This is a genomic window from Aliikangiella sp. G2MR2-5, from assembly GCF_015687155.1.
GTDB lineage: Bacteria > Pseudomonadota > Gammaproteobacteria > Enterobacterales > Kangiellaceae > Aliikangiella.
The window spans coordinates 354,281-380,634 of record NZ_JADPQF010000003.1 but is presented as its reverse complement, the minus strand read 5'-3'; the positions used below and the strand labels follow the sequence as shown (position 1 = coordinate 380,634).

Sequence of the window (26,354 nt, the reverse complement as noted above, 5' to 3'; positions counted from 1 at the left end):
ATTAATTAAATGGCCAAACGCCAGCTTTTATCCACACAGCAAGCAACGGTAACCAAACTAAAGTCACAGGTATAAATATTTTCCATCCCAAACGCATAATCTGGTCATAACGAAAGCGAGGAAAAGTAGCTCTTATCCAAAGTAAGCAGAAAAGGAAAAAAGAGGCTTTCACCAACAACCAGATGGTTCCGGGAACCCACGCTGTAATATCTTCCAGAACTCCCATTCCTTGAAATGGAGATAACCAGCCACCACAGAACATAAGCGCGGTTAAAAATGAAATAAGAATCATGTTGGCATATTCTGCAAGGAAGAACAGAGAGAAAGCCATCCCTCCATACTCTACATGAAAACCTGCGACGATTTCCGATTCACCTTCAGCCATATCAAATGGGGCTCGATTCGTTTCTGCAACCCCTGAAATCCAATACACGATTAATAGCGGAAACAAAGGAATGAAAAACCAGTTTAAAACGCCACCAGACTGGGCTTCGACAATCTCTCCCAAATTCATGCTCTGAGCACACATCAGTACTCCAACTAAAGCAAACCCCATTGCCAGTTCGTATGAAACAATTTGCGCGGCACTTCGCATTGCGCCGAGAAATGCATATTTTGAGTTTGAAGCCCATCCCGCAATGATGACACCATATACTCCGATTGAGGTCATTGCCAGGACATACAATAGACCAGCATTAACATCAGCTAACACCATACCCGCATCAAAAGGCACTACCGCCCAGGCAGCAAAAGAGGGACCAATAAACAGCACGGGAGCAATAACAAAGAGAGTTTTGCTAGAACCTTTTGGCACTACTATTTCTTTCATGATCAGTTTTACGGTATCGGCGATCGGTTGCAGCCACCCTTTCGGACCAACCCGATTGGGTCCCAGACGCAACTGCATATAGCCGATAATTTTACGTTCGGCATATGTGGTGTAAGCCACCGCCAATATCAGCGGCAATAAAATCAAAACAATCTTGAAGACAATCCAGAAAGACGTTTCGATCCAGGCCCACCAATCTATTGTTGCTATTTCAGAACCATTCATCTTGTTTTAACCCGTGAAATACTAATCGGATGTGTTGATGCTTTCGGAGTTTTTTGCAACGCCCCGGCACGTCGCACCAATGGATCAACCATATAGAGCCCCAAACACTCTCTATTGGTTTCCTGCTCGTTCACCACCATCATTGGTGGTGGCACTTTTCTCGCCACCCGAACATCACCAACAGCGTCAAACTTTTCTCTAAGCTCATTAATCACCTGTAAAGATGACTCGTACTCAAATCCACTTAAGTCGAGCAAGTTCGCCAGTACACGTAAGACTTTCCAACCAGGTCTTGCTTCACCAGGCGCCTTAACCGCCGCGGCAAAACTCTGCCACTTGCCCTCAACATTAATGTAGGTTCCCGAAGTTTCATAACAACCAGCAATGGGTAACATCACATTGGCGTAATCAGGTACTCGTCCATCGGCAAATGAAGTCAATGCGACAACAAACTCGGCATCTTTCAGATTCTGCAACGCCTGTTCAGCCCATATGCTTTCCACATCAGGTTCACAGTTAACCAGCATGTAGCCTTTCAAACCTTCGGTCAGCATTTCTTTCGCAGTTTTACCTTGCTCGGACTTACCGCCCGCCGCTGATTGACACGGCACCGCACCGGCAATTTTATTTCCAGCGGCATTGCATCCCTGAGTCATATATCCCCAATCAGAGTCAGTCACTGAAGCTAATGTTTCAGCCAGCCAGTTTATCGTTTCCGCCTGAGGGTGTTCTTGCACGTAGACTCCCATCAAAATACAGGAAGCTTCTCCATCAATCAGGTTCTGAGCTATCTCTTTATGCTCGTCATTAAACTCAATGCCATCCAACCACTCCTTGGCTTCTGCATTCAAACTTTCAGGCCTTAATGCGTCGGCCGCGGCAAGCACACACGCAAACTCCTGCGCAAGCATATTGGACTTTGGTTGGAGTTCATTGCTTAGCCGAAAATTATATTCTCCGTCAAACGGATTAATCGCCATAGCCTTGCCATAACCGGTCGACTTACGCACTCTCAATGCGGTTAATGGTTGTTCATGTCTTAAATCAGCACCAATCAGTAAGGTGGCATCCATTGTATCGAGATTTTCCATCGGAAAATTCATACCGGATCGAACACTACCACGTCCATCGCCGGTGTAATCTCTTCGACGAGTTCTAAAGTCGATGTTATTACTACCTGCTTTTCTCAGCATTCGTTGAGCAAGATAACTTTCTTCGGTAGTGGCATTGTTACCCATTAAAATACCGAAATCATTTCCGTTACTCGCCCCAATGATCCGCTTCATTTCACTGGCGACTAAATTAAGAGCCGTTTGCCAGTCACAGTCTTCCCATTCGCCATTTCGTTTGATTCTGGGATTTAATAAACGAGCACCTTCAGTGAGTCCCTGATAGGAAAAACGATCCCTGTCAGAAAGCCAAACTTCATTAATACTTTCGTTTTCTCGTGGAACAACCCGAATGATTTCACCTCGTCGGTGATGCACGAAAATATTCGAGCCCAGGCAATCGTGAGCAGCAATAGAAGGAGCTTGTCTTAGTTCCCAAGCCCTGGCTTTAAATTGCGAAGGCTTAGCTGTTAACGCCCCTACCGGGCAAAGATCAATAATATTCGCGGAGACTTCTGACTCTACTGTCTCCTCGATATAAGTACCGATTTCCATATGCTCGCCGCGACCAGTCGCACCAAACTCTCGAATACCTACGATCTCCTGACCAAAACGAACACAACGAGTACAATGGATACAACGTGTCATATCGGTAGCGATTAAAGGACCAATATCTTTATCTTTAACTACCCGTTTCCCCTCTGTAAATCGACTGACATCATCACCATAACCAACTGACAAATCTTGTAATTCACATTCACCGCCCTGATCACACACAGGGCAATCCAGCGGATGGTTGATTAACAAAAACTCCATCACGGCTTTCTGCGCGTTGATCGCTTTTTGTGACCGGGTATCAATCACCATTCCTTCTGCAACAGGAGTAGCACAAGCAGGAACCGCTTTTGGCAAGTTCGCCACATCCACCATACACATTCGGCAGTTGGCTGCGACAGATAGTTTTTTGTGGTAACAAAAGCGCGGAATATAAATGTCAGCCTTGTCAGCGACCTCAATGATCATTGAGCCGACTTCGGCTTCCAGCTTTTGGCCATCTATTTCTATATGAACCTTACCCATAATTTATTCTGTTTACCTTATAAGCTTTTAACTTTTAGCTAGCCTTTAACCATGCTGCGCTTATGTTCGATCATGTATTCAAATTCGTGTCTGAAATGCTTGAGGAAACCTTGAACAGGCATCGCTGCAGCGTCACCTAATGCGCAAATAGTTCTTCCCATAATATTGCCAGCGACACGATCCAGGTTGTCCAGGTCTTCAGCTCGACCATCGCCTTTTAAAATGCGATGGATCACCCGCGACATCCAGCCGGTTCCTTCACGACAAGGAGAGCATTGTCCACAGGATTCCTCATAGTAGAAATGAGCGGTAATCGCAGCGACTTCCACCATGCAGGTATTCTCGTCGAGCACCATGACAGCACCTGAGCCAAGCATAGAGCCTGCTTTTCCAATAGAGTCATAGTCCATAGTGAGATCCATCATGATATCGGCGGGCAAAACCGGCGAAGAAGAACCTCCAGGAATAACAGCCTTAAGCTGCTTCCCACCCAGCACTCCACCGGCCAGCTCTAGTAAGTCTTTGAATGGAGTACCCATATTGATTTCAAAGTTGCCCGGATTATTTACATGCCCGGAAACTGAAAAGATTTTTGTTCCGCCGTTGTTTGGCTTGCCCAGCTTAAGAAACCATTGACCGCCGTGCTGTAAAATTGCAGGAACCGAGGCATAGCTTTCTGTATTGTTAACGTTGGTCGGTCTACCGAATACACCGTAGTTAGCCGGAAAAGGAGGCTTGAAACGAGGTTGTCCTTTTTTGCCTTCGATTGATTCAATTAAAGCGGTTTCTTCACCGCAAATGTAGGCACCTGCTCCGAGATGATTATGCAACTCAAAGTTGAAATCCATACCCAGTATATTGTCGCCCAGATAGTTTCTTTCTTTAGCCTCCGCTATTGCAGCTTCCATTCTGGCAAAGGGTTCGTAGAATTCACCACGCATGTAGTTGTAACCCACTGTCGCATTCATAACATAGCCGGCAATGATCATCCCTTCGATCAACTGGTGAGGGTTATATCGGAGAATATCTCTGTCTTTAAAGGTTCCCGGCTCTCCTTCATCAGAATTACATACCACATATTTCTGCCCCGGCATATTTCGTGGCATAAAACTCCATTTGAGGCCGGTAGGGAACCCTGCACCGCCACGACCTCTTAATGCTGATAGTTTTAATTCGTCAATAATAGTGTCATAACATAGCTCACCGGCAGCAATCTTTTTCAAAGAGCTATAACCACCAACACTTTCATAAGCATCAATCGACCAGGGAGTGTCTAGATGGAGGGTTCTGAAACAAACTTCGTTAGCCATAGACTAATCTTTCGCCTCCACGTTGCTCATCTCTTTCGAGTTAAGTTCCACTGCTGCAATATCAGACAAAATTTGATCGATTTTCTCTTCGGTCAGATTTTCATGGTATACCTTGTCAACCTCAAGCATAGGAGCGCCACCACAGGCAGCCATACACTCAACAGTCTTGATGGTGTAAACCCCATCATCAGTTGTTTCACCAACTTTGATATTTAAGCGATTTTGTAAGTGTTCGATTACTTTATCTGCACCACGCAAACTGCAGGAAATGTTGTTGCACACAGAAATAACGTGCTTACCCACTTCGTTCAAATGGAACATCGAGTAAAAAGTAGCAACTTCGTATACCGCTATGTGAGGTACATCCAGATACTCGGCTACCGCTTGCATTAACTCTTCAGTCAGATAATTTCCGTTATGCTCCTGAACAACTTTTAGTGCTGCGATGATTGGCGGACGTTTCCTCTCTGGTGGATATTTCTTAATCCAGCCATCAATTTCAGCGATAGCATCTGGCGAAAGCAAGTTCTTCAAATGAAGCGTCTGGTCATAGTTAAAATCGGTCATTAGCGATCGATCTCCCCGAATACAATATCCATGGTGCCGATTATGGCAACCACATCGGCCAGCATGTGGCCTTTAGCTAATTCGTCCATTGCGGAAATATGGGCAAAACCTGGAGCTCGAATCTTTAATCGATAGGGCTTGTTCGCTCCATCCGACATCAAGTAAATTCCGAATTCTCCTTTTGGATGTTCTACCGCTGCGTAGGTTTCGCCTTCCGGTACACAATAGCCCTCGGTGAACAACTTGAAATGATGGATCAAAGATTCCATATCATTTTTCATATCAGCTCTTTTAGGTGGCGCAATTTTGTGATCATCGATCATCACCGGACCCGGATTTTTTTGTAGCCACTCGATACATTGGCGAATAATACGATTTGATTGTCGCATTTCCTCTACCCTCACCAGATAGCGGTCATAGCAATCGCCGTTTCGTCCAACCGGCACATCAAAGTCCATCTCTGCATAGGCATCATAAGGCTGCATTTTTCTTAAATCCCAGGCGACTCCTGAACCACGAAGCATCGGCCCGGTTAAACCCAGCTGAAAGGCTCGCTCGGGGGACACTACACCGATTCCAACCAGACGCTGTTTCCAGATACGGTTTTCGGTTAGTAACGATTCATATTCATCAACCGACGAATCAAACTGCTCGGTAAAATCCCATAAAAAATCCAATAACGATCCCTGACGGTTGGCATTAAGCTCCTTTAGCTTTTTATCATTTCTCCAAGGAGACTTTTCATACTGTGGCATGGTATCGGGTAGATCTCGATAAACGCCGCCAGGTCGGTAGTAAGTAGCATGCATTCGCGTACCGGAAACAGCCTCATACGCATCCATTAATGGTTCACGATCGCGGAAACAGTAAAGGAACATAGTCATTGCACCAACATCCAGGCCATGAGCACCAAGCCACATCAGATGGTTCAATATTCTGGTGATTTCGGCAAACATGACGCGGATATACTGCGCACGTTTAGGTGCTTCGATGCCAAGCAATTTTTCTATTGCTAAAACGTAGGCATGTTCATTACACATCATGGATACGTAATCGAGACGATCCATATAGCCAATACTTTGATTGTAAGGTTTGATTTCGGCGAGTTTTTCAGTAGCCCTATGTAGCAGGCCAACATGCGGGTCTGCCCTTTCAATGGTCTCACCATCCATTTCCAGGATCATCCTCAGAACGCCGTGAGCTGCCGGATGCTGCGGACCAAAGTTTAAAGTGTAGTGTTCGATTTCTGCCATGAGTCAATCAACATCTTTTCGTAGAAATGGCGAGCTAGTCACCGATTTAATCTTTATTTATTTTTCTTTAAGCCGGAAATTTTCTTCAAGTTCTTTTTTGCTTAAAAGTTTTCGCGTTAACGAATAACTCGCGGAACTAAAATTCTTTCTTCAATTGTAACCGGCTCATAAACACATTGTTCCTGTTCTTCGTCGTAGCGCATCTCAAGTTCTCCCACCACAGGGAAATCTTTGCGAAACGGGTGTCCAATAAATCCGTAGTCAGTCAAAATACGACGTAGATCGGGATGTCCTTCAAACAAAATTCCAAAGAGGTCAAAGGCTTCTCGTTCAAACCAGTTAACACCATTCCAAATGTCTATTACACTGGGGACCATCATATCCTCGGAGTCGGCAAAAACCCTAACTCGGATCCGATGATTTAAAGTGACAGATAACAAGTGGTAAACAACAGCAAAGCGTCTTTCGGAATCTTCTTTTGCGCTATCAAAGTCCAAACTAGCTCGGCCTCGTTCAAAACCACTACCTGAGGCTTCATGAGTAGACCATTCATCTTGCCCATAAGTCAGGTAGTCAACCCCACATAAATCGATTAACTGCTCGAACTGAAAATCATCATTGTCTCTCAGGGTTTCGCAAACACTAAGTAAATCAGACTTATCAACTTCGATTGTCAGCTGACCACGATAAATTTTTTTATCGAGAACTTTGTCCGCAAAATGTTTATCGACCAGGTCCATTAATAGTTGTGACATGGTTACCCCTTATACTTTGCGAGCAATTGTATTTGTACGCTTAATCTTGTTTTGTAGCTGAACTACACCATAGATCAATGCTTCTGCGGTTGGCGGACATCCCGGCACGTAAATATCGACGGGAACAATTCGGTCACACCCTCTGACAACAGCGTAGGAATAGTGGTAGTATCCGCCACCATTAGCACAGGAGCCCATAGAAATGACCCATTTTGGCTCAGGCATCTGGTCATATACACGACGTAGCGCAGGAGCCATTTTATTGGTCAAGGTTCCAGCAACAATCATTACATCAGATTGACGCGGACTTGGTCTGAAAACGACACCGAAGCGGTCAAAATCATATCGACTTGCTCCCGCCTGCATCATTTCGACTGCGCAACATGCCAGGCCGAACGTCATTGGCCACATAGAGCCAGTTCTTGCCCAATTGACCAGAGTGTCAATACCCGTGACTAGATAGCCCTTGCCTGCCTCGACCGGCTCAGCTCCCGGCGCTTCGGTAGGAAGTTTTACTCCCATTCCAACGCTCCTTTTTTCCACTCATAAATGAAGCCAACTACGAGCAGCCCCAGAAAGACTCCCATAGCCCCAATTGCAAACCAGCTAAGCTCCTTAAAAACAACAGCCCAGGGAAAGAGGAAGGCGACTTCAAGATCAAAAATGATGAAAAGAATGGCGACCAGATAAAAACGAACATCAAATTTATGGCGTGCATCTTCAAAGGCATCAAAGCCACATTCAAATGGCAAAAGCTTATCTTCGACATCTTTTCTTGGCGCGGCAAAATAGCCTACAAGCTCAAGAAAAACCCCGAAACCGAGCCCGATCGCGACAAACACGAGTATAGGTAAGTAGTTCTCTAGCATTCCCAGTCCTACATTCTTTTATAGCAATGCCTTTTTAAAAGACTTTGTTTAAAATAGCAAGCGACAGACATGATTTACATCAAGAAACAATTTAATTCTTTCAAATACGCTTTGTATTGCTCAATAAAACAACAGAAGCATTTGATTTTGTTGCTTTTTTAATCAGTGTTTTAGCGGTCTGCCGCTAGGCGAGCTTTATATAATAGTAGAAGGTTCTGAGCAAATTTTTAGTTGTTTTTTTTAATCTTCTTTTTCGCTTTTATTGCAGTGCAACTCAAGCATACATTATTCAGATTTTGTACTTTTGGTTTCCATTTTACTGAAAAATGCGACAACTAAGATTAACAGACAAACAATAAGAGTTGCATAAAGCCCCCAAAATCCATATCGCTGGTATATTGTTGGCAAATTAGTTAACTCAACTTTGGCACGAAGTGAGCCAGCCTGATAACGCGGCAACTTTTTAAGCAATTTGCCACGCGAGTCCACCACAGCAGTAATTCCATCATTGGTAGACCTGATCAATGGAATTCCTAGCTCTTTAGCTCTCATCCTGGCCATTTGCATATGCTGATATGGACCAAATGAATCGCCAAACCAGGCCTCATTACTCACGGTGACTATCATCGCAGGCTGCTCTCCTGCCTGAATGGCGAGCCCTCTGACGATACCTGGATAGGCTATTTCATAACAGATTGCAGGTACTAATACATAGTCACTGACTCTCATCGGCGGTTGCTCATTACTCGCTTCACTGAATCCACTCATGGGCAGGTTAAGAAATTTAATCGCTCCTCTTAACCAGTCTTCCATCGGAACATATTCACCAAATGGTACCAGGACTTGCTTGTGATAACTTTGCAGGCTCTCTCCAAATGACTTGAGTGCAACATAACTTCGTCCATTAGACTTTTGATACTCGGGGATCCCCATTATCAAATGGGAGGAGTTATTTTTAGCCTTAATCTCCAAGTCTCGAGTAATATCCTGCACCTGATGGGCGTATGCAGGTATCGCACCTTCTGGCCAGACAATTAACTCAGCCTCCCAAACATCCTCTGTTTGTTGGTACATTGTTTGTACTATTTTGCCAAAATATCGTCGATCCCACTTTTCGTGTTGTAAAACATTCGGTTGAATCAGGGCAACATCAACCGGAGCATTTCGTTTCTTGTGGGGCTTTAAGGAAAAATATTGCCAGTTTATGCTAATAACAACCAGCACCAAAATCCCAGATACGGCCAAGTAGACTTTGATCTGTTTTGACAAAAGCATTAACGCAATCAGACAGGAAAAACACAAGGTAAACCAACTCACTCCGAAAACACCAACCCAGCTAGCAACAGCTCCTAAAGGTGAGTCAATTTGACTGTACCCGGTTAGTAGCCAAGGAAAACCATTCAGAAATGAAGCTTGAATCCATTCACTAAGCAGCCACGCCAAAGGCAGTGAAATCACAGCTAACATCTTTCCGGTGCGGACGATGAACCAGCCCGCCACCCAGGCAAAAATTGCTTTATAAAGTGATAAAATCACCACAAAAAGCAGCGTTAACGCGGCAGCACCTATCATTGGTACAAAGCCAAATTCATGAATACTGACATAAACCCAGCTGGCCCCAACACCAAACGCACCAAGCCCCCAATATAATCCGACTTTAAAATTGCTCAGAACCTTGTCGGAAAGAATGACAAGGCATAGAAAAATGATGGATAGAAAGGCGAGCAACCACCATCCAAATGGTTCAAAAGCGAGCGGATAAACGGCTCCAGAAATAAGTAAACTGGTACGAAGGCGCCAGTGATTAGCCGTACAATATTGGACAAATCGCTGAACAATTGATTGAAAGTCTTGAAATATCAAGAAGCACCCTTAAATAATTCGGCTTAAATCGCAGGAAAGATACCCTTTTGTTATCTTTAGCACTCTTGTTTTGCTTTTATTTGCTTTCCTGCAAACTGGTTAACTTAATGCTGTTCGGTCCGGCTCACCTTTAACAATTTAATTCGTCGAGTATCCGCGGACACTATTTCGAACTTAATATTGTCGATGACAATATTCTCTCCTCTTGATGGCATATGGCCGAACGCCTGCATCAGAATGCCACCGATGGTGTCATATTCATCGTTACTAAATGATGTGCCAAAACAGTTATTGAACTCAGCGATTTCTGTTCGCGCTTTCACATTAAAGCGGTTATCTGCTATTTGATGAATATTGTCATCTTCATCGTCAATATCAAACTCATCTTCAATTTCACCTACGATCTGTTCGAGCACATCTTCGATGGTTATCAACCCTGCAACCCCGCCATACTCATCTACGACAATCGCCATGTGATTACGGTTAGCGCGAAACTCTTTAAGGAGAGTATCAAGTCGTTTACTTTCGGGAATTATAACAGCTGGCCGTAAGTAGTCCTTGAGAGTGAAGCGCTGCTCAGAGTCTTCTTCCACCATGGAAGAATGATGAAGTAAATCCTTTGCCAGTAAAATGCCTTCAATATCATCGCGATTGTCGCCTATTACGGGAAAGCGAGAATGCCCGGACTCTACAACACGAGAAAGCATCGTCGGATAATCAAGGTTTTCATCGATCACGACCATTTCAGGACGGGGGATCATGATGTCTCGAGCCTGCATCTCTGAGATATGCATAACGCCAAGCATCATCGAAAGTAATTCTGGGTTAATGAGGGTGTTTTCTTCAGCTTCTTTGAGGACCTCAACCAGTTCGTCGCGGTCTTTGGGGGAGTCTTGGAAAATCTGTGTTATTTTCTCGAACCAGCTCCTCGAGGGAGGGATATCGTCGTTCATTCAGTCTGTTACTCTCTTTACTGTTAACCTGTTGATTGTAGCAAAGGTCTTTAGGCGTCTAAAGAAAAAATATCCTTCGCCAGACAAAAACCGGCGCATAAGCGCCGGCATCTGCTAAATCAAGCCAAATTTCCAACTAAAAACGATAGTTCGCTTTCAGATAAAGGAAACGACCATTAAAGCCCATTGGAGAAGTTGGTGGATATTTAGCCCCCACAACGTCTGCCGCATAGTTGCCTGCGCCAGGATCGTTTGGATCAAAGTACACAGTTTCCAAATCGATAGGGTATTCATCCAGCAAATTCTTTGCCCCAACTGCAAGCGTTAAATCATCGGAAACATCGTATGAAAACTCAGTATCTAAGGTAAACTCTGAGTCAGCATATATGGGCAAGGTACCATCGTCCAGATGAGCCTCAAAGAACTCTCCGTAGTAATTCAAACGAGTAAGTATGTTCCAGCTATCTTGCGAGTGTTTCCAAGTTAAGGTCGCCCTGTCATTCGGTACATTTTCTTCCAATTGTTTGATACGGGTATCACTGATAATTAGAGGATTCCAAGAATCAACATTTGTTTCCGTGTGGTTGAAAGCAAAGTTGAAGTCGTTATCGCCACCTAGCATTTCCGTTGAGTAGCTAATAACCAAGTCAAAACCTTTAGTGGACGTATCAAAGTCATTAGTGAAAAACTTAACACCGGTATAACTTGAAGCATCTGTTACACCTAAGTCAACCAAAGCATCAATATCCGCCTGAGTCAGCGCCAAAGTTGATGTTTGACTAATACGATCAGTGACTTCGATATTAAAATAATCAAAGGTAATAAACCAATCTTCATACTCATAAACCATACCAACAGTATAGCTTTCTGACTCCTCAGGAGTTAGAGGAGCACCACCTTTTTGAATCGAAATAGGATTGGTTGGCGGCAATGTCGCTTCGTCAGCTAAGACCCCATCAGTGAATGCGGTGGATACATTAATAACATTTGATTGGCCGACAGTAGGCGCTCTAAAACCAGTCGATACGGAACCTCGAATGGCAAAATAGTCTGTCGCCTGGAAGTGAGACGATAGCTTCCAATCTGTAGTCGAGCCAAAGTCACTGAAATCTTCATGGCGAAGAGCAAGGTCAACCATCCAGCTTTCGTTTATGTAAGTTTCCCAATCTACATAAAGCCCAAGATTTCTGCGAGTGAACACTCCTTGTGCTTCAGGCTTGAATCCAGGAAAACCATTGGAGCCAATGCCAAAGCCTTGAGATGTTCCTGTCACAGGATCATATCCTAAAGGACCAACTTCAAATGACTCTGGGTCGCCAGCTTTCACTTCGAAAGAATCTTCTCGCCATTCTAACCCGGCAGATAAAGTCATCAAATCAAAACTAGTTTCAAGCTCTTTAGATACATCAAAATTGAATGCCTTTTCTAGCTGAATATAGCTACCAGGATTAAACTCTGTTGGTGTGTTTGGTCCTAACGAAGCATTAACAGTGTTTCGAATTGCAAAGTCTACCGCGTTTCGTCCCAGGCTAATGCTAGTGTCATAACTCATGCCATTGGAGAACTCACCTCGAGTCCCCATGACTATCGAAGCATCAACGACTTCGCCACCAAATCTCGGAGTGAAGCCGCCCGGGAACATTGAGTAGAAGGAAAAACAGTTTGCAGCAGCCAAAGAGTTTAGGGCCACAGGATCTGGTATCCCATTATTTATTTCAACAAGAGGACAGTTAATTTGATCAGCGGAACCGGTTAAAGAGCCAACCAACAAAGTCGGAGTTGCATTGTCCCATGCAGCAGCTCCTACCGGATCAAGATCTTCATCTGGGCGAGCCATGACTGTACCGTTCACATCTCGATAAATTCCTCCGAAAACACCTGGACGATTTGTAGGATTTCGGAAGAAAAATCCTCCATCTACCTCTCTAGATGCATAGTTACCAAAAAGATAGGCTTCTTTATTATTGCCCAGATCCAGCCCCATATTTGTCCATATCTTAATGTCATCTTTGACCTCAGGAGAGCCCCATATTTGAGCAGGGTTAGCGACATTGCTATTTCCCGCATCGATTAAAGCCTGAGCATCATTTCGTTGAACCGAGCGACTGGTTGCATCGGCATTTTTAACTTCAAAAGCAAAATTGGCAAAACCGCGATCTGTAAGAGGTAACCCCATGTTACCTGCGACCACCATAGTGTCGCCGTCTCCTTCAGAGTACTCTCCCCAACGAGCTTCTATTTCCGCTCCTTCACTGTGATCTTTCAATACAAAGTTAATAACACCGGCGATCGCATCAGAGCCATACTGAGCAGATGCACCATCTCGCAATATCTCAACCTGCTTAATTGCAATCGATGGAATAACTGAAACATCCGGCCCCTGTGAACCATCAGAAATACCACCACCAAGGAAAGCGATTACCGCAGAGCGATGACGTCGCTTACCGTTAACCAAAATTAATGTGTTATCTGGTGGCAGTCCTCTTAAGTTAGCTGGTCGAACAATGGTAGCCGCATCACTAATTGGCTGCTCGTTAACATTGAATGATGGCGCCACGGCAGCCAACAGCGAAGTCATGTCGGTTGAACCATTTCGGGCCATTTCTTCGGATGTAATTACATCTACAGGTACTGGAGAATCACCGATGGAACGAGGAGCTGCACGCGAACCAACGATGACCATTGTTTGTGCGGGTTCTTCTTCCTCGGCGGCTTCTGATTGCTCGTCCTCAGCAGCGTATAGCGGAGTAGCGCTGAGCGCTAATCCCATTGCCAGGACCAGGCTCTTTTTCTGAAAGTAGTTAGCCATGTCTTTTTATCCTTTGATTGCTGAAAGTTGTTTTTATAGCACCGCTTTTTTGCGATTTTATTTTGGCACCGGATACAACACAGACTCGCGATGTCATTCGTTTATAAAACAGAAACTTAGCAATTGCAAGCAGTCTACTTATCGATAATTTTCAAAAAAAACGAGTAGTTTAGGATGCTGGATTTTGCAAGAAAAATATTTAAAAAAATATTGCAGACAGGGATTCTTAGGTCGTTGAGAATCTTTGGGTTTTGAGATTTTTTATTCTTGATAAGGATCTTCAAATTTTAATGACTGTAGAATTGTTGTTTCGAGGCACTCCATGGCTTCAGCTTCTTCATCGTCAATATGGTCATAGCCCAGTAAATGCAGGGTACCATGCACGATTAGGTGGGCCCAATGGCTTTGCTCAGCCTTTCCCTGCTCTTTTGCTTCAGCAACTAATATGGGCTGACAAATAACAAGATCACCTAACAGGCAGGTTTCGATTTCAAATGGTGCTTCAAACGGAAAAGAAAGAACATTGGTCGGTTTGTTTTTACCTCGATATTGTGAATTGAGCTGTTGACTTTCCGCTTCTCCAACAACCCTCACAGTGAGTTCTGCTTCATCAGACGAATAATCAGCATGCTGCAACGCACAACCAATCCACTCGTTGATTTTTGCACTCTCAGGAATATCAGTAAAATTTTCCGGGTTTTGAATCTCAACGAATAATTGCATTTCACTCTTCCGTATCAGATAGATGACTACTAGCGGAAGATTTACTTTTGGCGAGTTCTACCGCTTCATAAGCTCTGACAATTCTCTGTACAACAGGATGCCTAACGACATCCCCTGCTTGAAAAAAGCTGAACTTTACACCTTTAACACCATCAAGAATATCGATGGCCTGTCTCAAACCAGAAACTTTGCCTCGAGGTAAATCTACCTGCGTTATATCACCAGTAACAACCGCTCGAGAATTGAACCCAATGCGAGTTAAAAACATTTTCATTTGTTCTACTGTTGTATTCTGGCTCTCGTCCATAATAATAAATGCTTCATTCAATGTTCTTCCTCGCATATAAGCCAAGGGAGCAACTTCAATAACATTTCTTTCCATTAATTTAGCCACTCGCTCAAAGCCCAACATCTCATACAGTGCGTCATACAAAGGTCTTAGATAGGGGTCAACTTTCTGATTAAGATCTCCGGGTAAAAACCCCAGTTTTTCGCCAGCTTCTACCGCAGGACGAGTGAGTAGAATTCGACGAACCTCCTGTCTCTCCAGAGAGTCAACTGCCGCAGCGACGGCAAGATATGTCTTTCCTGTTCCCGCAGGGCCAATACCAAAAGTGACATCACTTGATAAAATATTCTCAACATACTTTTGCTGATTGAGTCCACGAGGCCTGATTTGTCCTCGTTTAGTTTTTATAACAACATCATGTTGCTTTTCGTGGGAAGACTGGGACAAAGCTTGTGCGCCAGACTGAATTATCAAATGCAATGTTTCTTTGGATAAACTTTGTGTTTGTTCAACTTCTTCAAATAATGCCAGAATAATGTGCCTGGCCATTGCTATGTGTTCTTCATCGCCAATAATTTTAAACACGTTGGCTCTATTATTAATTTCAACACCAAATCGTTTTTCAATCAGACGAAAATTTTCATCCAGATGCCCGCCTACCGTTGCCAGCACCTGATTATCAAAAGGTTCGATTAAGAATTCCTGAGTTGCCATTAAATTCGCCAAGTGAAAAGTCGATAAAGTCCATTGCCCGGAATACCGGACATTTCAAAATTAATAAATACTATTGTTTGTCAGTTTAGCTCTGAGCGAGTTAGGTAGAACTTCAGTAATCTCAACATCAACAAAGTGGCCGATCATATTAGGCTGCCCGTCAAAGTTTACAATTCGATTATTTTCAGTTCTTCCACTCAGCTGCATAGGGTCTTTTTTGGATGGACCTTCGACCAGAATTCGTTGCGTTGTTCCCATCATTCGGCGAGCATGAGCTAGCGACTGTTGATTCAACCTTTGTTGCAACAATGCCAACCGCTCCTTTTTTACTTCCAACGGAGTATCATCAACCATATCGGAAGCAGGCGTTCCTGGTCTGGCGCTATAGATAAAACTAAAGCTCATGTCATAATCAATATCAGCAATTAAATTCATTGTGTCTTCAAAATCTTTTTCCGTTTCCCCTGGAAAGCCGATGATGAAATCGGAAGACATACTGATACCCGGGCGAATTTTTTTCAGCTTTCGAATCTTTGATTTATATTCAAGCGCGGTATGCCCACGCTTCATCATATTCAAAATTCTGTCAGAACCACTTTGGACGGGGAGGTGCAAGTGACTTACTAACTCAGGAACTTTCTCATAGACATCGATCAAGCGCTGAGAAAATTCGACTGGATGGGAAGTGGTAAATCGAATTCTATCGATCCCTTCTATAGCAGCAATCAGCTCAATCAAAGCAGCAAGATCGGCCTCTCCTCCATCATGTGTTTTCCCTCTATAGGCGTTTACATTCTGACCGAGTAGATTGACTTCTCGGACGCCTTTTGCCGCAAGCTCAACAACGTCAGCAATTACATCGTCGAATGGACGACTAACTTCTTCCCCTCTGGTATAGGGAACAACACAAAATGAGCAGTACTTGCTGCACCCTTCCATGACAGAGACAAAAGCGGTAACCCCTTCTACTTGCTGTTCTGGAAGAGCATCAAATTTTTCAATTTCAGGAAATGAAATGTCAATTACTGGAGATTTCTGCGCACTCACTTCATTAATCATATTAGGTAAACGATGCAGGGTCTGCGGTCCAAATACCATATCGACATATGGGGCTCGCTGACGAATCATTTTTCCTTCCTGACTAGCAACACATCCTCCAACAGCAATTAGTAAGTCAGGCTTTTTCTGCTTATAGTTCTTCCATTGACCCAGTTGCGAAAAAACCTTTTCCTGCGCTTTTTCTCGAATTGAGCATGTGTTCAAAACCAGGACATCTGCTTCTTCTGGCTCATCAGTCATTTCGAGCTGATGTGTTTTATTCAGCAGGTCAGCCATTCTGGACGAATCATATTCGTTCATCTGGCATCCCCAGGTTTTGATATACAACTTTTTGTTTTTTGAAACGTCGATATTGTCGTTTTCGAGAGTCTGTGTCATTGCGGTAACTCAATCAATAATACAATTAATTAATACATCTCATTCACTTAACACTCACGCTCTATGGAGTAACAGTTGAGTCTTGAGTGCCAAATGCATTGCTAAATCAACACCTTTTAGCGCAAACTTGCAGCGTATGAGTAAATAAGTAAGAAATTTCAGGGCGCGGATTATATCATTGGTCAAAAGCTAAACACCAGAGATTCCGCGGGAAGAAGGTCTCGATTGACAGCTAATTCTGAGAGCGAAATGATCTAAAGGTTACTCAACAAACCTGAAGTATTACAAAAATATGTAGTCTAACGAATTGGGCGCAGCTTAGTTAATTCATCAGCTGTAGAGTCTTCTACTTTTCCAGATGACTTTTTCTTTTTGGTGTCTTCCTCGACAGCATCATCAAGGCTCCAACCTCTCATTTGGGAGCGAGTTTTAACCGCTGCATTTTCCATAGCCTGATTGTTAAGTCGCATAAAGCCAGCCATTAGTATCGTTAGCTGCCTTTTATCTCTGTCATCAGTATAGGGAACCTCATTAATCTGATTGAGTAATTCCTCTAGTTGTTCGGTAACCCACTTGGCCACGAGCAGTCCTCAAAATTGCTTGAAACATCCAGGATAAGTGTAGACCCTATAAGCGGCTTTTTCCTAAACTTAATGATTACTTATGCTTTCAGCCTCTAATAAGGCTCTTTTTAGGACAGGATCCTGTTTAAGCTGAATATCTGACTCGGTTCTCTTGATGGGAACCAAAGGTAAAATTAAGCGGTTATCCTGACTAGCCTGGTTTGGGTCGGAAAATATCAACTCCATGGTAGGTAAAGTTACTTTCAAATGACTATGCGGCAATTCTAATGTAACCGGGTAGGCAAATTGAACATCGACAAGGCTACCTACTCTTTCACCAAGCGTTATTGCACTTTTGTCGCGATTCACACTGGCAACGAAGAAACTACAAGCTGAGTAACAGTACCCATTTGTAAGTACCCACACTCCTTTAAGAGCCTTTTTCCTCAAAGACTCTATTGGCTCAAGACTCAAATCTAAGTATTCACCGTTATCAGCCCAGTATATTGAATGTTGCAACTTATTGGTCCACTCCACAGGCAACCATTGTAGCCCCCAGCTGTACTTTTCTTCTCGTCGATGACGAGTCTGGCTCCGATGATTTTGTTTAAGTTGCTCGCTGATTTTAATTTTTGCCTTCACCGCCCAGTGGGTTTCTTTGTCACTGATGAAAGCTAGAAGTGTTTTCAGGTTTTGTGATAGCCCACCACTATTGTACCTGATATCAATGATTAGATTACCGATATTGTGCCGCTCCATCAGCGCTAGTTTATCTTGCATAAACTGTTCAAAGACTTCCGGCTTTTCGTTAAAATCATTAAGCCAAAGCAGGGCAGTTTTATCAGAAAGAACAGAAAATCCATAGAAAGATTTTGGCTGCCCAGCCTTATCTCCTGTTGCAGGCGGAAGTATGCCATCGATTTCTGTCGTGATATTTTCACCATCAAAGGAATATTTGACTTGATATGCACCTCGAGCCAGACCCAGAGACGACAAAAGCCAGGCAAATTCCATTTGAATCTTACGGTCTTGTCCTTCTTGTGTTTCTTTGACTATTAACTGTCTCATTCGGCTTAGTAAATAACTGACCGGAGCACCGTTGATCTCCTCTATCTCTGCTCCCGAGGGTACCTTTGGCATTGATGATAAATCGGCGGCAGTTAGTAAGCGTTCACCATCAACAATGACCGCAAGAGGAAAAAGCATCTCTCCTCGTCGGCGAAACTCTCCACGACGATCTTTAGGCAGATGGACAAAACTGTGGGCATCTCTTAATGACGCTAGCAGAGGAGCAACTTTTAAGTAAAACTCTCCTCGAGTTTGCCCTATTTTTAATTGCGATAATGTTTTATCTAACAATTCATTGTAATTCTGTTCAGTGACACGTAGAAATGGATTAGGATGAACTTTTCGTAAATTATCATCAATAAATCTGAGATCTTCGATGAGGAGCTGAGGACTAATTTGAGTACTGGCCGTAGATTGAGTCAGTTGGTCAATCCCTGCATTTTCTTCAACCCTGCTGCGCTCGCGGACACTTACACACCCAACCATAGTCATAGTAAACAAGACAAAGAGTGTGCGCCAAAAAGCGACTATCAAAGGTGTCAAGCTTTCAGCCCCCCTTCCAGGTGGATACCAGTTCCCCCCCGATTTCGTCACCCCATTAATGAATTTATTATGAAAGCCAGCAACCATTAATGTAATTCCCTACAAATTTTCCACATTTTTCCCTTTGACATTGTACCTTTATGCCGAAAGCAATAGAATTCGCGCAGGATCGAATATCATTAGCTTTCTGCAAGCCTTCTAAAAGAGAGGCTTAATAGAACAACTGCCTGAATGATACCGATTGTAACGTATTAATCCCTTGAAATTTAAGCTAAAATGACATTTAGCCTGTTTTCAGGACCTTAAGCTCTGGCAAATTGAAGTTTTTATATGAAGCAAAACCCCATCGTTAGCGCCAAGTTACCCACTAAATGGGGTGACTTTACTATTCATGCCCTGGAGAAATCCTCAGACGGAAAAGAACATGTCGCCCTCGCCTTGGGTGATATAGCTTCTGATGAACCGCTACTCATAAGGGTTCACTCTGAGTGCTTAACCGGAGATGCTTTTTCCAGTTTAAGATGCGACTGCGGACCTCAGCTGGAAGCAGCAATGCAAAAAATTGCCGAAGAAGGCCGTGGAATGGTAGTGTATCTACGTCAGGAAGGCCGCGGCATAGGTCTGGTAAACAAGATTAAAGCTTACGCTCTGCAAGATCAGGGACAAGACACGGTCGAAGCCAACTTGAACCTCGGGTTTCAAGCCGATCAGAGAAATTTTTCGGTAGCCGCAGAAATACTCGATTCTCTCGGAGTTTCTCAGGTAAAGCTTATGACCAACAATCCACGCAAAGTGGCAGCACTAAAAGCAGCCAAAATAGATGTGGTAGAAAGGGTGCCGCTAAAATATGGACGTAACCCTCACAATGAAAGCTACCTCTCTACCAAACATGGGAAGCTGGGTCACTACCTTGATTAGACGAAGCATACACCAATTAGCAGGACTCTCTTCAAGATAATAAAAGTGCCAATAAATTAAATGTCAAACAACGGTTCTAACTATATGAGTCAAACATTCCAGATCCAGCTATCAACGGATAAAGCGCCAAAATGTTGGGGAGAGACCCAACTGACATATAATGAGAATGGTGCCTTTATTCATATTCAATCACTGGAAAACTGCAAGACTTCTCTGCAGCGAGTACAACTTGCCGCTCGAAAAATTGTTGCTCATAAAATCCCCCATATCTCTCTGGTCGGCGAGTGGCCTCTGGAATATCAGTGGCACTTTTGGCAAGGCTTATCCGATCCCTGCTATTTTCCAGAACTCGAACTTGCTCCGCTAGCTAAAGCTGAAGCTGAACAACTAAATGCAATGATTAAAACCTACAGCTGGGTAAAATCGTTAGTCAATCAGACTCCGGAAGATATTTTTCCACATAGCCTTTGTATGCAAGTGGGCGAGTACCTTACCCAATTAGCACCGAATGAAGTTAGTTATGAAATAATGACCGGTGAAGCATTAAAAGACGCGGGCTATACGGGAATTTATAACGTTGGTAGAGGGAGTAGACATGAGCCGGCGCTGTTAACTTTGGACTTTATTCCCAAAGGATCAAAGCTGAACTCTCCTGCTGCGGTGCTCGTAGGCAAAGGGATTACCTTTGACAGTGGTGGCTACAGCCTTAAACAAAGCCAGGGAATGTTACATATGAAAGCCGATATGGGTGGTGCGGCAACAGTTTCCGGAGCTTTAGCATTAGCTATTATCAATGGTCTCAAATCACCAGTCAGGCTAATTTTGTGTTGTGCCGAAAATATGGTCAGCGGTGAAGCTTATAAGCTATCGGAAATTCTGAAGTATCGCAACGGAGTATCGGTAGAGGTCGTTAATACTGACGCCGAGGGTCGCCTGGTTTTAGCTGATGGTCTCATTGATGCGTGTAACTCAAAAACCCCCCTTATTATTGACGCAGCAACTTTAACAGGTGCCGCAGTAACCGCCGTTGGGGAAGACTATAATGCAGTATTTTCCATGGACGATGAGTTGTGTACAGAATACCTTTCTATCGCCAGGAAAAATTATGACCAGGCATGGCGACTACCTTTAGATGAAAGTCATAAAAACAACTGTCCTTCTGCTTACGCTGACACGGCTAACAGCAAGCCGATACCGGGTGGAGGGCCTGGCGGAGCGAGTAATGCAGCCGGATTTTTATCCCGCTTCATCGAAACCCCAAACAAAGGCTGGCTACATATTGATCTGGCGGCTTGTTACCATGCTAATGCAAACGCATACTTCTCTGCCGGTGCCACAGGACGTGGCACTCGTAGCATCGCTTCGCTCCTGATGAACCTGTCGGACAAAGGCTAACTCTCAATATGCTGAAGAAGCTCTGGAACAGACTGTCTCCCAAATCATCCTCTGGTAAACGGCCGCAAAAGCGTGTTCTTGAACGCAGCCAGCACCAGGTTTCACGAAATAATATGAGTCCAAATGCACTAAAGGTCCTCTACAGGCTTAACAACGCTGGATACGAAGCCTATCTGGTGGGAGGCGGCGTTAGAGACATGATGTTGGGCTTAAAACCGAAAGACTTTGATATAGCAACAAGTGCAACTCCAGAGCAGGTAGCCAGACTATTTAAAAATTGCCGACTTATTGGAAGAAGATTCAGATTGGCCCACATCCTGTTTGGTCGAGAAGTCATAGAGGTAGCAACCTTCAGGGCTTCACATGATGAGAAAGAAAATCAGCATCAGTCAAAAGTGAGCGAACAAGGACTGCTAGTGCGTGATAACGTCTACGGTAGTCTTGAAGAAGATGCGGTACGTCGAGATTTCACGGTTAATGCACTCTACTACTGTGCAAAAGACTTTACCGTGGTTGACTTTACCGGCGGTATCGAAGACCTGGAAAAGCGTCAACTTAGACTTATAGGAGAGCCAGCAACTCGTTACACAGAAGACCCTGTCCGCATTTTGAGAGCGATTCGCCTTTCAGCCAAATTGGGCTTGTCTATAGAAGAAAAGACCGCCGCTCCAATTGAACAAATGTCAGAATTGCTGGAACATGTTTCTCCGGCCAGGCTGTGGGACGAGTGCAATAAACTATTTCTCGGCGGTCATGCCTTGGCAACCTGGCAATTGCTAATCAAGTCTCAGATAGCTCAGCACTTGTTTCAGCAAAGCTGCACCAGTCTCAAAAATGATAGCCATTTTGCCGCATTTTTAGAGCGAGCGCTTGAAAGTACTGATCGACGAATAGCTTACGACCAACCTGTAACGCCAGCTTTCTTATTTGCAGTGTTATTATGGCAACCCCTCCAGGAGCAAACAGAGCGATTTGCAGCTAGAGGGATGCCCAAATACGATGCTGGACAAAAAGCAGCTTCCAGAGTCTTAGATATTCAACGCAGAACAATAGCTATTCCAAAGCGATTTTCAATTACAATGCGTGAGATATGGAATCTTCAATTTCGTCTGTTTAATCGCAAGAAGAGAAATGTTGACACTTTAATTCAACATCCAAAATTTAGAGCTGCGTACGACTTTTTGTGTCTGAGAGCAAATGAAACGCCAGAATTAAAAGCTCTCGCTGACTGGTGGACTGAGTTTCAGGAAGCGGATCCTCGTGGTCGCATGGAAATACTAAAATCTGTGCATTCCAAAAAGCACACCGAAAATTCAGGCAATAAGCGTGACAAGGAAAAGTCAAACATTACCAAAAGTCGGCGTCGCCGAAGTAATAAACATCGAAAACCTAACCAGTATCGCCGCTCAGACAAGACGAATCATCAAGACTAATTGAGTTAAGGTTCAACAAGTGCAACAGACTGAAAATATGCAAATAGCTTATATCGGGTTGGGAGCTAATCTGAATGAGCCTCAAAAACAAATTGAGAAGGCCTTACTTGCAATTGGTTCGCTCGAAAAAATAGTGCTACAGGTATGTTCCAGCTTATATCGCAGTTCGCCAATGGGTCCTCAGGACCAGGATGACTACATTAATGCGGTCTGTCGTATTCATACAACATTGACTCCCGAAGAGTTACTAAATGAATTACAACAAATTGAGTTGTCGCAAGGAAGGGTAAGAAAGGATGAGCGCTGGGGACCAAGAACTCTTGATCTGGATATATTATTGTATGCTTCTGAACAAATAAATACCCCTAGACTAACTATCCCTCACTATGGCATAAAGCAAAGAAACTTTGTACTAATCCCGCTTTGTGAAATAGAGCCGGAGCTCATATTTCCCGATGGAAAACACATTCATGAACTTCTAGAGTCTGTAGGTCACCAAGGAATCGAAAAACTGTGATAGATACTAACACAAATAAGAAAAAGTCTTTTATCGCTATCGAAGGCCCTATCGGAGTAGGCAAAACAACTCTGGCCAGGAAGTTGGCTCAAACCTTTGAAGGCGAAATATTGCTTGAGGGCGCGGATGAAAATCCGTTTTTAGAGCGCTTTTATCAAGACCCAAAAACAGGTGCCCTGCCTGCTCAACTGTTCTTTCTTTTCCAGCGTACCCAGCAATTGAAAACATTAATTCAGGAAGATCTTTTTGTAAATTGCACTGTCGCAGATTTTTTAATCGATAAAGATAAGCTCTTTGCCAATGTGACGCTCGATCATGATGAGCTCAACCTTTATGATCAGGTGTATAGCAATCTCACCATCGATGCGCCGACCCCGGATCTTGTGATTTACCTCCAGGCACCAGTAGACATTCTGCTCAAAAGAATTCGTCAACGGGGTATCAAAATGGAATATTCAATTACAGATGAGTATTTGAAAAAAGTTGCTTCAGCTTACACAGATTTTTTCCACTATTATGACAGTTCTCCTTTATTAATTGTTAATGCATCCGGAATTGATCTGGTCAATAGCGACAAAGATTATCAACAACTTCTGGAAAGAATAGAGCTGACGACAAGTGGTCGCCATTATTTCAATCCTGCTTTTGCCTGAGCGGGCAGGAATCATTGAGACATTCATAATTCATTAGAGAAACATATGAAAAAACAAACGCTGCACACTATCCAGGCCTTAAAGCATAAAGGTGAACCCATTAGCGTTTTAACCGCCTATGATTCAACTTTTGCCAAACTAATATCCGAGACTGGAGTTGAAATTATTCTGATCGGCGATTCTCTGGGAAATGTTATACAAGGTCAGGACTCAACAGTTCCAGTCAGCATGAAAGATATGTGTTACCACACAACCTGTGTCGCTAGAGGGAATAAGGGTGCATTGCTTATTGCTGATATGCCCTACATGAGCTACGCAACAGAAAAACAAACACTGAAAAATGCGGCTAAATTGATGCAGTCAGGCGCAAATATGGTGAAACTGGAAGGTGGCGAATGGTTAACAGAAAGCATTCGAAAACTCACCGAAAGAGGCATTCCTGTGTGCGGACATCTCGGGCTAACCCCCCAATCTGTTGACGCATTAGGGGGATATAAAGTTCAAGGACGAGATAAGGCCGCTGCTGAAAAATTGGAAGCAGATGCAATGGCGCTACAAGATGCAGGAGTATCACTAATCGTTTTTGAATGTGTTCCTAAAGACCTGGCAACTCGGTTAACCCAAAAGCTTCAAGTTGCGACTATTGGCATTGGCGCCGGAAATCAAACTGACGGACAGGTTTTAGTATTACAGGATATGCTTGGTCTGAACGATGACTTTCAACCTAAGTTTGTTAGAAACTTCATGGCCGAGCCTGGAGTGCAATCGATAAAAGATGCCATAGAAGCATATGTAAAATCGGTTAAAGATCGTAGCTTTCCCTCTGAGTCCCACACTTTTGATTAGTAGAAAAGGAATTAAAATCAATGGAAATATTTAGTTCCCCTTTGCAACTACAATCTAAACTGCTTCAACTTAAAAGGTCGGGTAAGAAAATAGGTTTTGCTCCAACAATGGGAAACCTACACCAGGGTCACTTATCACTGATAACCGAAGCAAAGAAAAGAGCCGATATTGTAGTCAGTAGTATCTTTGTCAATCCAATGCAGTTTGGTCCAAATGAAGATTTTGATAGTTATCCCAGAACACTCGAACAAGATATCAGCAAGCTCGAATCCGTTGGTTGTGACTTCCTGTTAACCCCAACTATAGACGATATTTATCCTCTAGGTAAGGAAATTCACACTAGCGTAGAAGTAAACAGGCTAACGGATAAACTTTGTGGAGCAAGTCGGCCAGGCCACTTTCGCGGAGTCACAACAATCGTCAATATATTATTCAATATTGTCCAGCCTGATTTAGCTATCTTTGGTAAAAAAGATTACCAGCAATATCAAATCATCAAGACCATGGTAAAAGATTTGATAATGCCTATAGAAATAATCGGTGCAGAAATTGTACGCGAAAATAATGGTCTTGCGATGAGCTCGAGAAATGGATACTTGACAGAACAACAGAAAGAAGACGCAAGTCAACTTCGCAAAGTAATCCTATCTACAGCAGAAAGTATTGAGAGTGGAAAAAAAAGCATTACTGATGCGAGAACCGACGCTATAGAAGCATTGACGGATAAAGGCTTTAAAGTCGACTACTTTGAAGTCGTTAACCAGACAGATCTTGAGCAGGCAAAAAAGACTGACAAACATCTACTGATAGCTGCTGCGGCCTGGTTAGGACAACCAAGATTAATTGACAACTTTGAATTTGAAGTAAACTGATATTGCATGAATAGTTTGACTAAAGAAGAAAAACGTAAAGGTCGTGTAAGAAATCGACTAGGAAATATTTACGTTGACGAAACAGGTTTTGGCAAATGGTTTTTACGTACCCACACATGGAAACTCCATGTTCTTGAAAGAGCACTGAAGGACCTTGAGCAACTTATTCCGGATAAAAAGGCAAACTACGACACAGTAGTCGATGTTGGATGCGGTTATGGTCACTCACTTCCCAAACTGAAAGCCAGGTTTTCACCGCAAAGACTAATTGGCCTTGATATTAGTGAGGAAATGATTGAAGCAACCGAAAAGGTAAGTATTAAGAACTCTTTAAACGCTGAGCTTATTCTTTGTTCCAGCGAGAAGATTCCGCTTGAAGATAATAGTGTAGACCTGCTTTTTTGTCATCAGACGTTTCATCATATCATCGAGCAAGAAAAAGCAATTGATGAATTCTATCGAATATTAAAGCCGGGAGGCATCTTTTTGTTTGCAGAATCAACCAAACGCTACATCAATTCTTATCTAATTCGTTATCTTTTTCGGCATCCGATGAAAGTACAAAAAACAGCTCAAGAATATATTGAACTAATAAGATCGTCAGGATTTCGAGTGTCCGATGAAAGCATATCTTTACCGTTTCTCTGGTGGTCTAGGGAAGATCTGGGCATAAGAGAAACACTTCTGGGAATTGCTCCTCCACAAAAAAGAGAGGAAACACTTGTCAATTTAGTAGCCACAAAATAGTTATTTTATGGCTA

At 43.3% G+C, this 26,354-nt stretch carries 24 protein-coding genes; 8 read left to right on the top strand and 16 right to left on the bottom strand.

The features are described from left to right. Position 1 precedes the first annotated feature (1 nt). The 16 genes from nuoH to IYN84_RS12070 form a co-directional block, all read right to left on the bottom strand. Positions 2-1,054, bottom strand: a complete 1,053-nt coding sequence (gene nuoH, locus IYN84_RS12145) for an NADH-quinone oxidoreductase subunit NuoH (protein ID WP_196139479.1) — start codon at positions 1,052-1,054, stop codon at positions 2-4. Beyond that, a complete protein-coding gene (gene nuoG, locus IYN84_RS12140) occupies positions 1,051-3,243 on the bottom strand; it encodes an NADH-quinone oxidoreductase subunit NuoG (protein ID WP_196139478.1) in 2,193 nt (730 codons plus the stop codon). The genes nuoH and nuoG overlap by 4 nt, the downstream gene beginning before the upstream one ends. 38 nt (positions 3,244-3,281) lie before the next feature. After that, positions 3,282-4,553: an NADH-quinone oxidoreductase subunit NuoF gene (nuoF, locus tag IYN84_RS12135; protein WP_196139477.1), complete on the bottom strand. Its 1,272-nt coding sequence runs from the start codon at positions 4,551-4,553 to the stop codon at positions 3,282-3,284. A gap of 3 nt (positions 4,554-4,556) precedes the next feature. Beyond that, positions 4,557-5,120, bottom strand: a complete 564-nt coding sequence (nuoE, locus tag IYN84_RS12130) for an NAD(P)H-dependent oxidoreductase subunit E (RefSeq protein WP_196139476.1) — start codon at positions 5,118-5,120, stop codon at positions 4,557-4,559. Next, positions 5,120-6,373, bottom strand: coding sequence for an NADH-quinone oxidoreductase subunit D (locus IYN84_RS12125; RefSeq protein WP_196139475.1), 1,254 nt, complete (start codon positions 6,371-6,373; stop codon positions 5,120-5,122). The genes nuoE and IYN84_RS12125 overlap by 1 nt, the downstream gene beginning before the upstream one ends. A gap of 116 nt (positions 6,374-6,489) precedes the next feature. After that, entirely contained in the window at positions 6,490-7,128 is a 639-nt protein-coding gene (locus IYN84_RS12120; protein WP_196139474.1) for an NADH-quinone oxidoreductase subunit C, read from the bottom strand. 9 nt (positions 7,129-7,137) lie between these two features. Then, positions 7,138-7,650, bottom strand: a complete 513-nt coding sequence (locus IYN84_RS12115; protein ID WP_196139473.1) for an NADH-quinone oxidoreductase subunit B family protein — start codon at positions 7,648-7,650, stop codon at positions 7,138-7,140. After that, complete coding sequence (gene ndhC, locus IYN84_RS12110; RefSeq protein ID WP_196139472.1) at positions 7,641-7,997, bottom strand: NADH-quinone oxidoreductase subunit A; 357 nt, start codon at positions 7,995-7,997, stop codon at positions 7,641-7,643. The genes IYN84_RS12115 and ndhC overlap by 10 nt, the downstream gene beginning before the upstream one ends. Before the next feature lie 285 nt (positions 7,998-8,282). Further along, the gene (gene lnt, locus IYN84_RS12105) at positions 8,283-9,860 is read right to left on the bottom strand and encodes an apolipoprotein N-acyltransferase (RefSeq protein WP_196139471.1); all 1,578 of its coding nucleotides are present in this window, start codon (positions 9,858-9,860) and stop codon (positions 8,283-8,285) included. Positions 9,861-9,964: 104 nt separating this feature from the next. Beyond that, complete coding sequence (locus tag IYN84_RS12100) at positions 9,965-10,813, bottom strand: HlyC/CorC family transporter (RefSeq protein ID WP_196139470.1); 849 nt, start codon at positions 10,811-10,813, stop codon at positions 9,965-9,967. A gap of 136 nt (positions 10,814-10,949) precedes the next feature. After that, complete coding sequence (locus tag IYN84_RS12095) at positions 10,950-13,622, bottom strand: TonB-dependent siderophore receptor (RefSeq protein ID WP_196139469.1); 2,673 nt, start codon at positions 13,620-13,622, stop codon at positions 10,950-10,952. Between the two features lie 261 nt (positions 13,623-13,883). Continuing rightward, positions 13,884-14,345: an rRNA maturation RNase YbeY gene (gene ybeY, locus IYN84_RS12090; RefSeq protein ID WP_196139468.1), complete on the bottom strand. Its 462-nt coding sequence runs from the start codon at positions 14,343-14,345 to the stop codon at positions 13,884-13,886. Between the two features lies 1 nt (position 14,346). Next, positions 14,347-15,348 (bottom strand): PhoH family protein, encoded by a 1,002-nt coding sequence (locus IYN84_RS12085; RefSeq protein WP_196139467.1) that lies wholly within the window; start codon positions 15,346-15,348, stop codon positions 14,347-14,349. Positions 15,349-15,408: 60 nt separating this feature from the next. Beyond that, entirely contained in the window at positions 15,409-16,785 is a 1,377-nt protein-coding gene (miaB, locus tag IYN84_RS12080; RefSeq protein ID WP_196139466.1) for a tRNA (N6-isopentenyl adenosine(37)-C2)-methylthiotransferase MiaB, read from the bottom strand. Between the two features lie 299 nt (positions 16,786-17,084). Next, a complete protein-coding gene (locus tag IYN84_RS12075) occupies positions 17,085-17,366 on the bottom strand; it encodes a hypothetical protein (protein WP_196139465.1) in 282 nt (93 codons plus the stop codon). 69 nt (positions 17,367-17,435) lie between these two features. Then, entirely contained in the window at positions 17,436-19,046 is a 1,611-nt protein-coding gene (locus IYN84_RS12070) for a S41 family peptidase (RefSeq protein ID WP_196139464.1), read from the bottom strand. 243 nt (positions 19,047-19,289) lie between these two features. Between IYN84_RS12070 and ribA the strand changes: the two genes are divergently transcribed. From ribA to IYN84_RS12030, 8 genes are read left to right on the top strand one after another with little or no spacing between them, the layout of a single operon-like run. After that, entirely contained in the window at positions 19,290-19,877 is a 588-nt protein-coding gene (gene ribA, locus IYN84_RS12065) for a GTP cyclohydrolase II (protein WP_196139463.1), read from the top strand. A gap of 60 nt (positions 19,878-19,937) precedes the next feature. Continuing rightward, positions 19,938-21,272: an aminopeptidase PepB gene (pepB, locus tag IYN84_RS12060; protein ID WP_246722867.1), complete on the top strand. Its 1,335-nt coding sequence runs from the start codon at positions 19,938-19,940 to the stop codon at positions 21,270-21,272. 8 nt (positions 21,273-21,280) lie between these two features. Continuing rightward, entirely contained in the window at positions 21,281-22,705 is a 1,425-nt protein-coding gene (pcnB, locus tag IYN84_RS12055; protein WP_196139461.1) for a polynucleotide adenylyltransferase PcnB, read from the top strand. Positions 22,706-22,724: 19 nt separating this feature from the next. Then, on the top strand, positions 22,725-23,222 hold the full coding sequence (gene folK, locus IYN84_RS12050; RefSeq protein ID WP_371734869.1) for a 2-amino-4-hydroxy-6-hydroxymethyldihydropteridine diphosphokinase: 498 nt from the start codon (positions 22,725-22,727) through the stop codon (positions 23,220-23,222). Further along, positions 23,219-23,875 carry a deoxynucleoside kinase gene (locus tag IYN84_RS12045; protein ID WP_371734867.1) on the top strand — a complete coding sequence of 219 codons (657 nt, stop codon included), beginning with the start codon at positions 23,219-23,221 and terminating at the stop codon, positions 23,873-23,875. Before folK ends, IYN84_RS12045 begins: the two co-directional genes overlap by 4 nt. A gap of 45 nt (positions 23,876-23,920) precedes the next feature. Beyond that, on the top strand, positions 23,921-24,721 hold the full coding sequence (gene panB / locus IYN84_RS12040) for a 3-methyl-2-oxobutanoate hydroxymethyltransferase (RefSeq protein WP_196139460.1): 801 nt from the start codon (positions 23,921-23,923) through the stop codon (positions 24,719-24,721). A gap of 20 nt (positions 24,722-24,741) precedes the next feature. Next, positions 24,742-25,593, top strand: a complete 852-nt coding sequence (gene panC, locus IYN84_RS12035; protein ID WP_196139459.1) for a pantoate--beta-alanine ligase — start codon at positions 24,742-24,744, stop codon at positions 25,591-25,593. Positions 25,594-25,599: 6 nt separating this feature from the next. Next, on the top strand, positions 25,600-26,340 hold the full coding sequence (locus IYN84_RS12030; RefSeq protein WP_196139458.1) for a class I SAM-dependent methyltransferase: 741 nt from the start codon (positions 25,600-25,602) through the stop codon (positions 26,338-26,340). Positions 26,341-26,354: the final 14 nt, after the last annotated feature.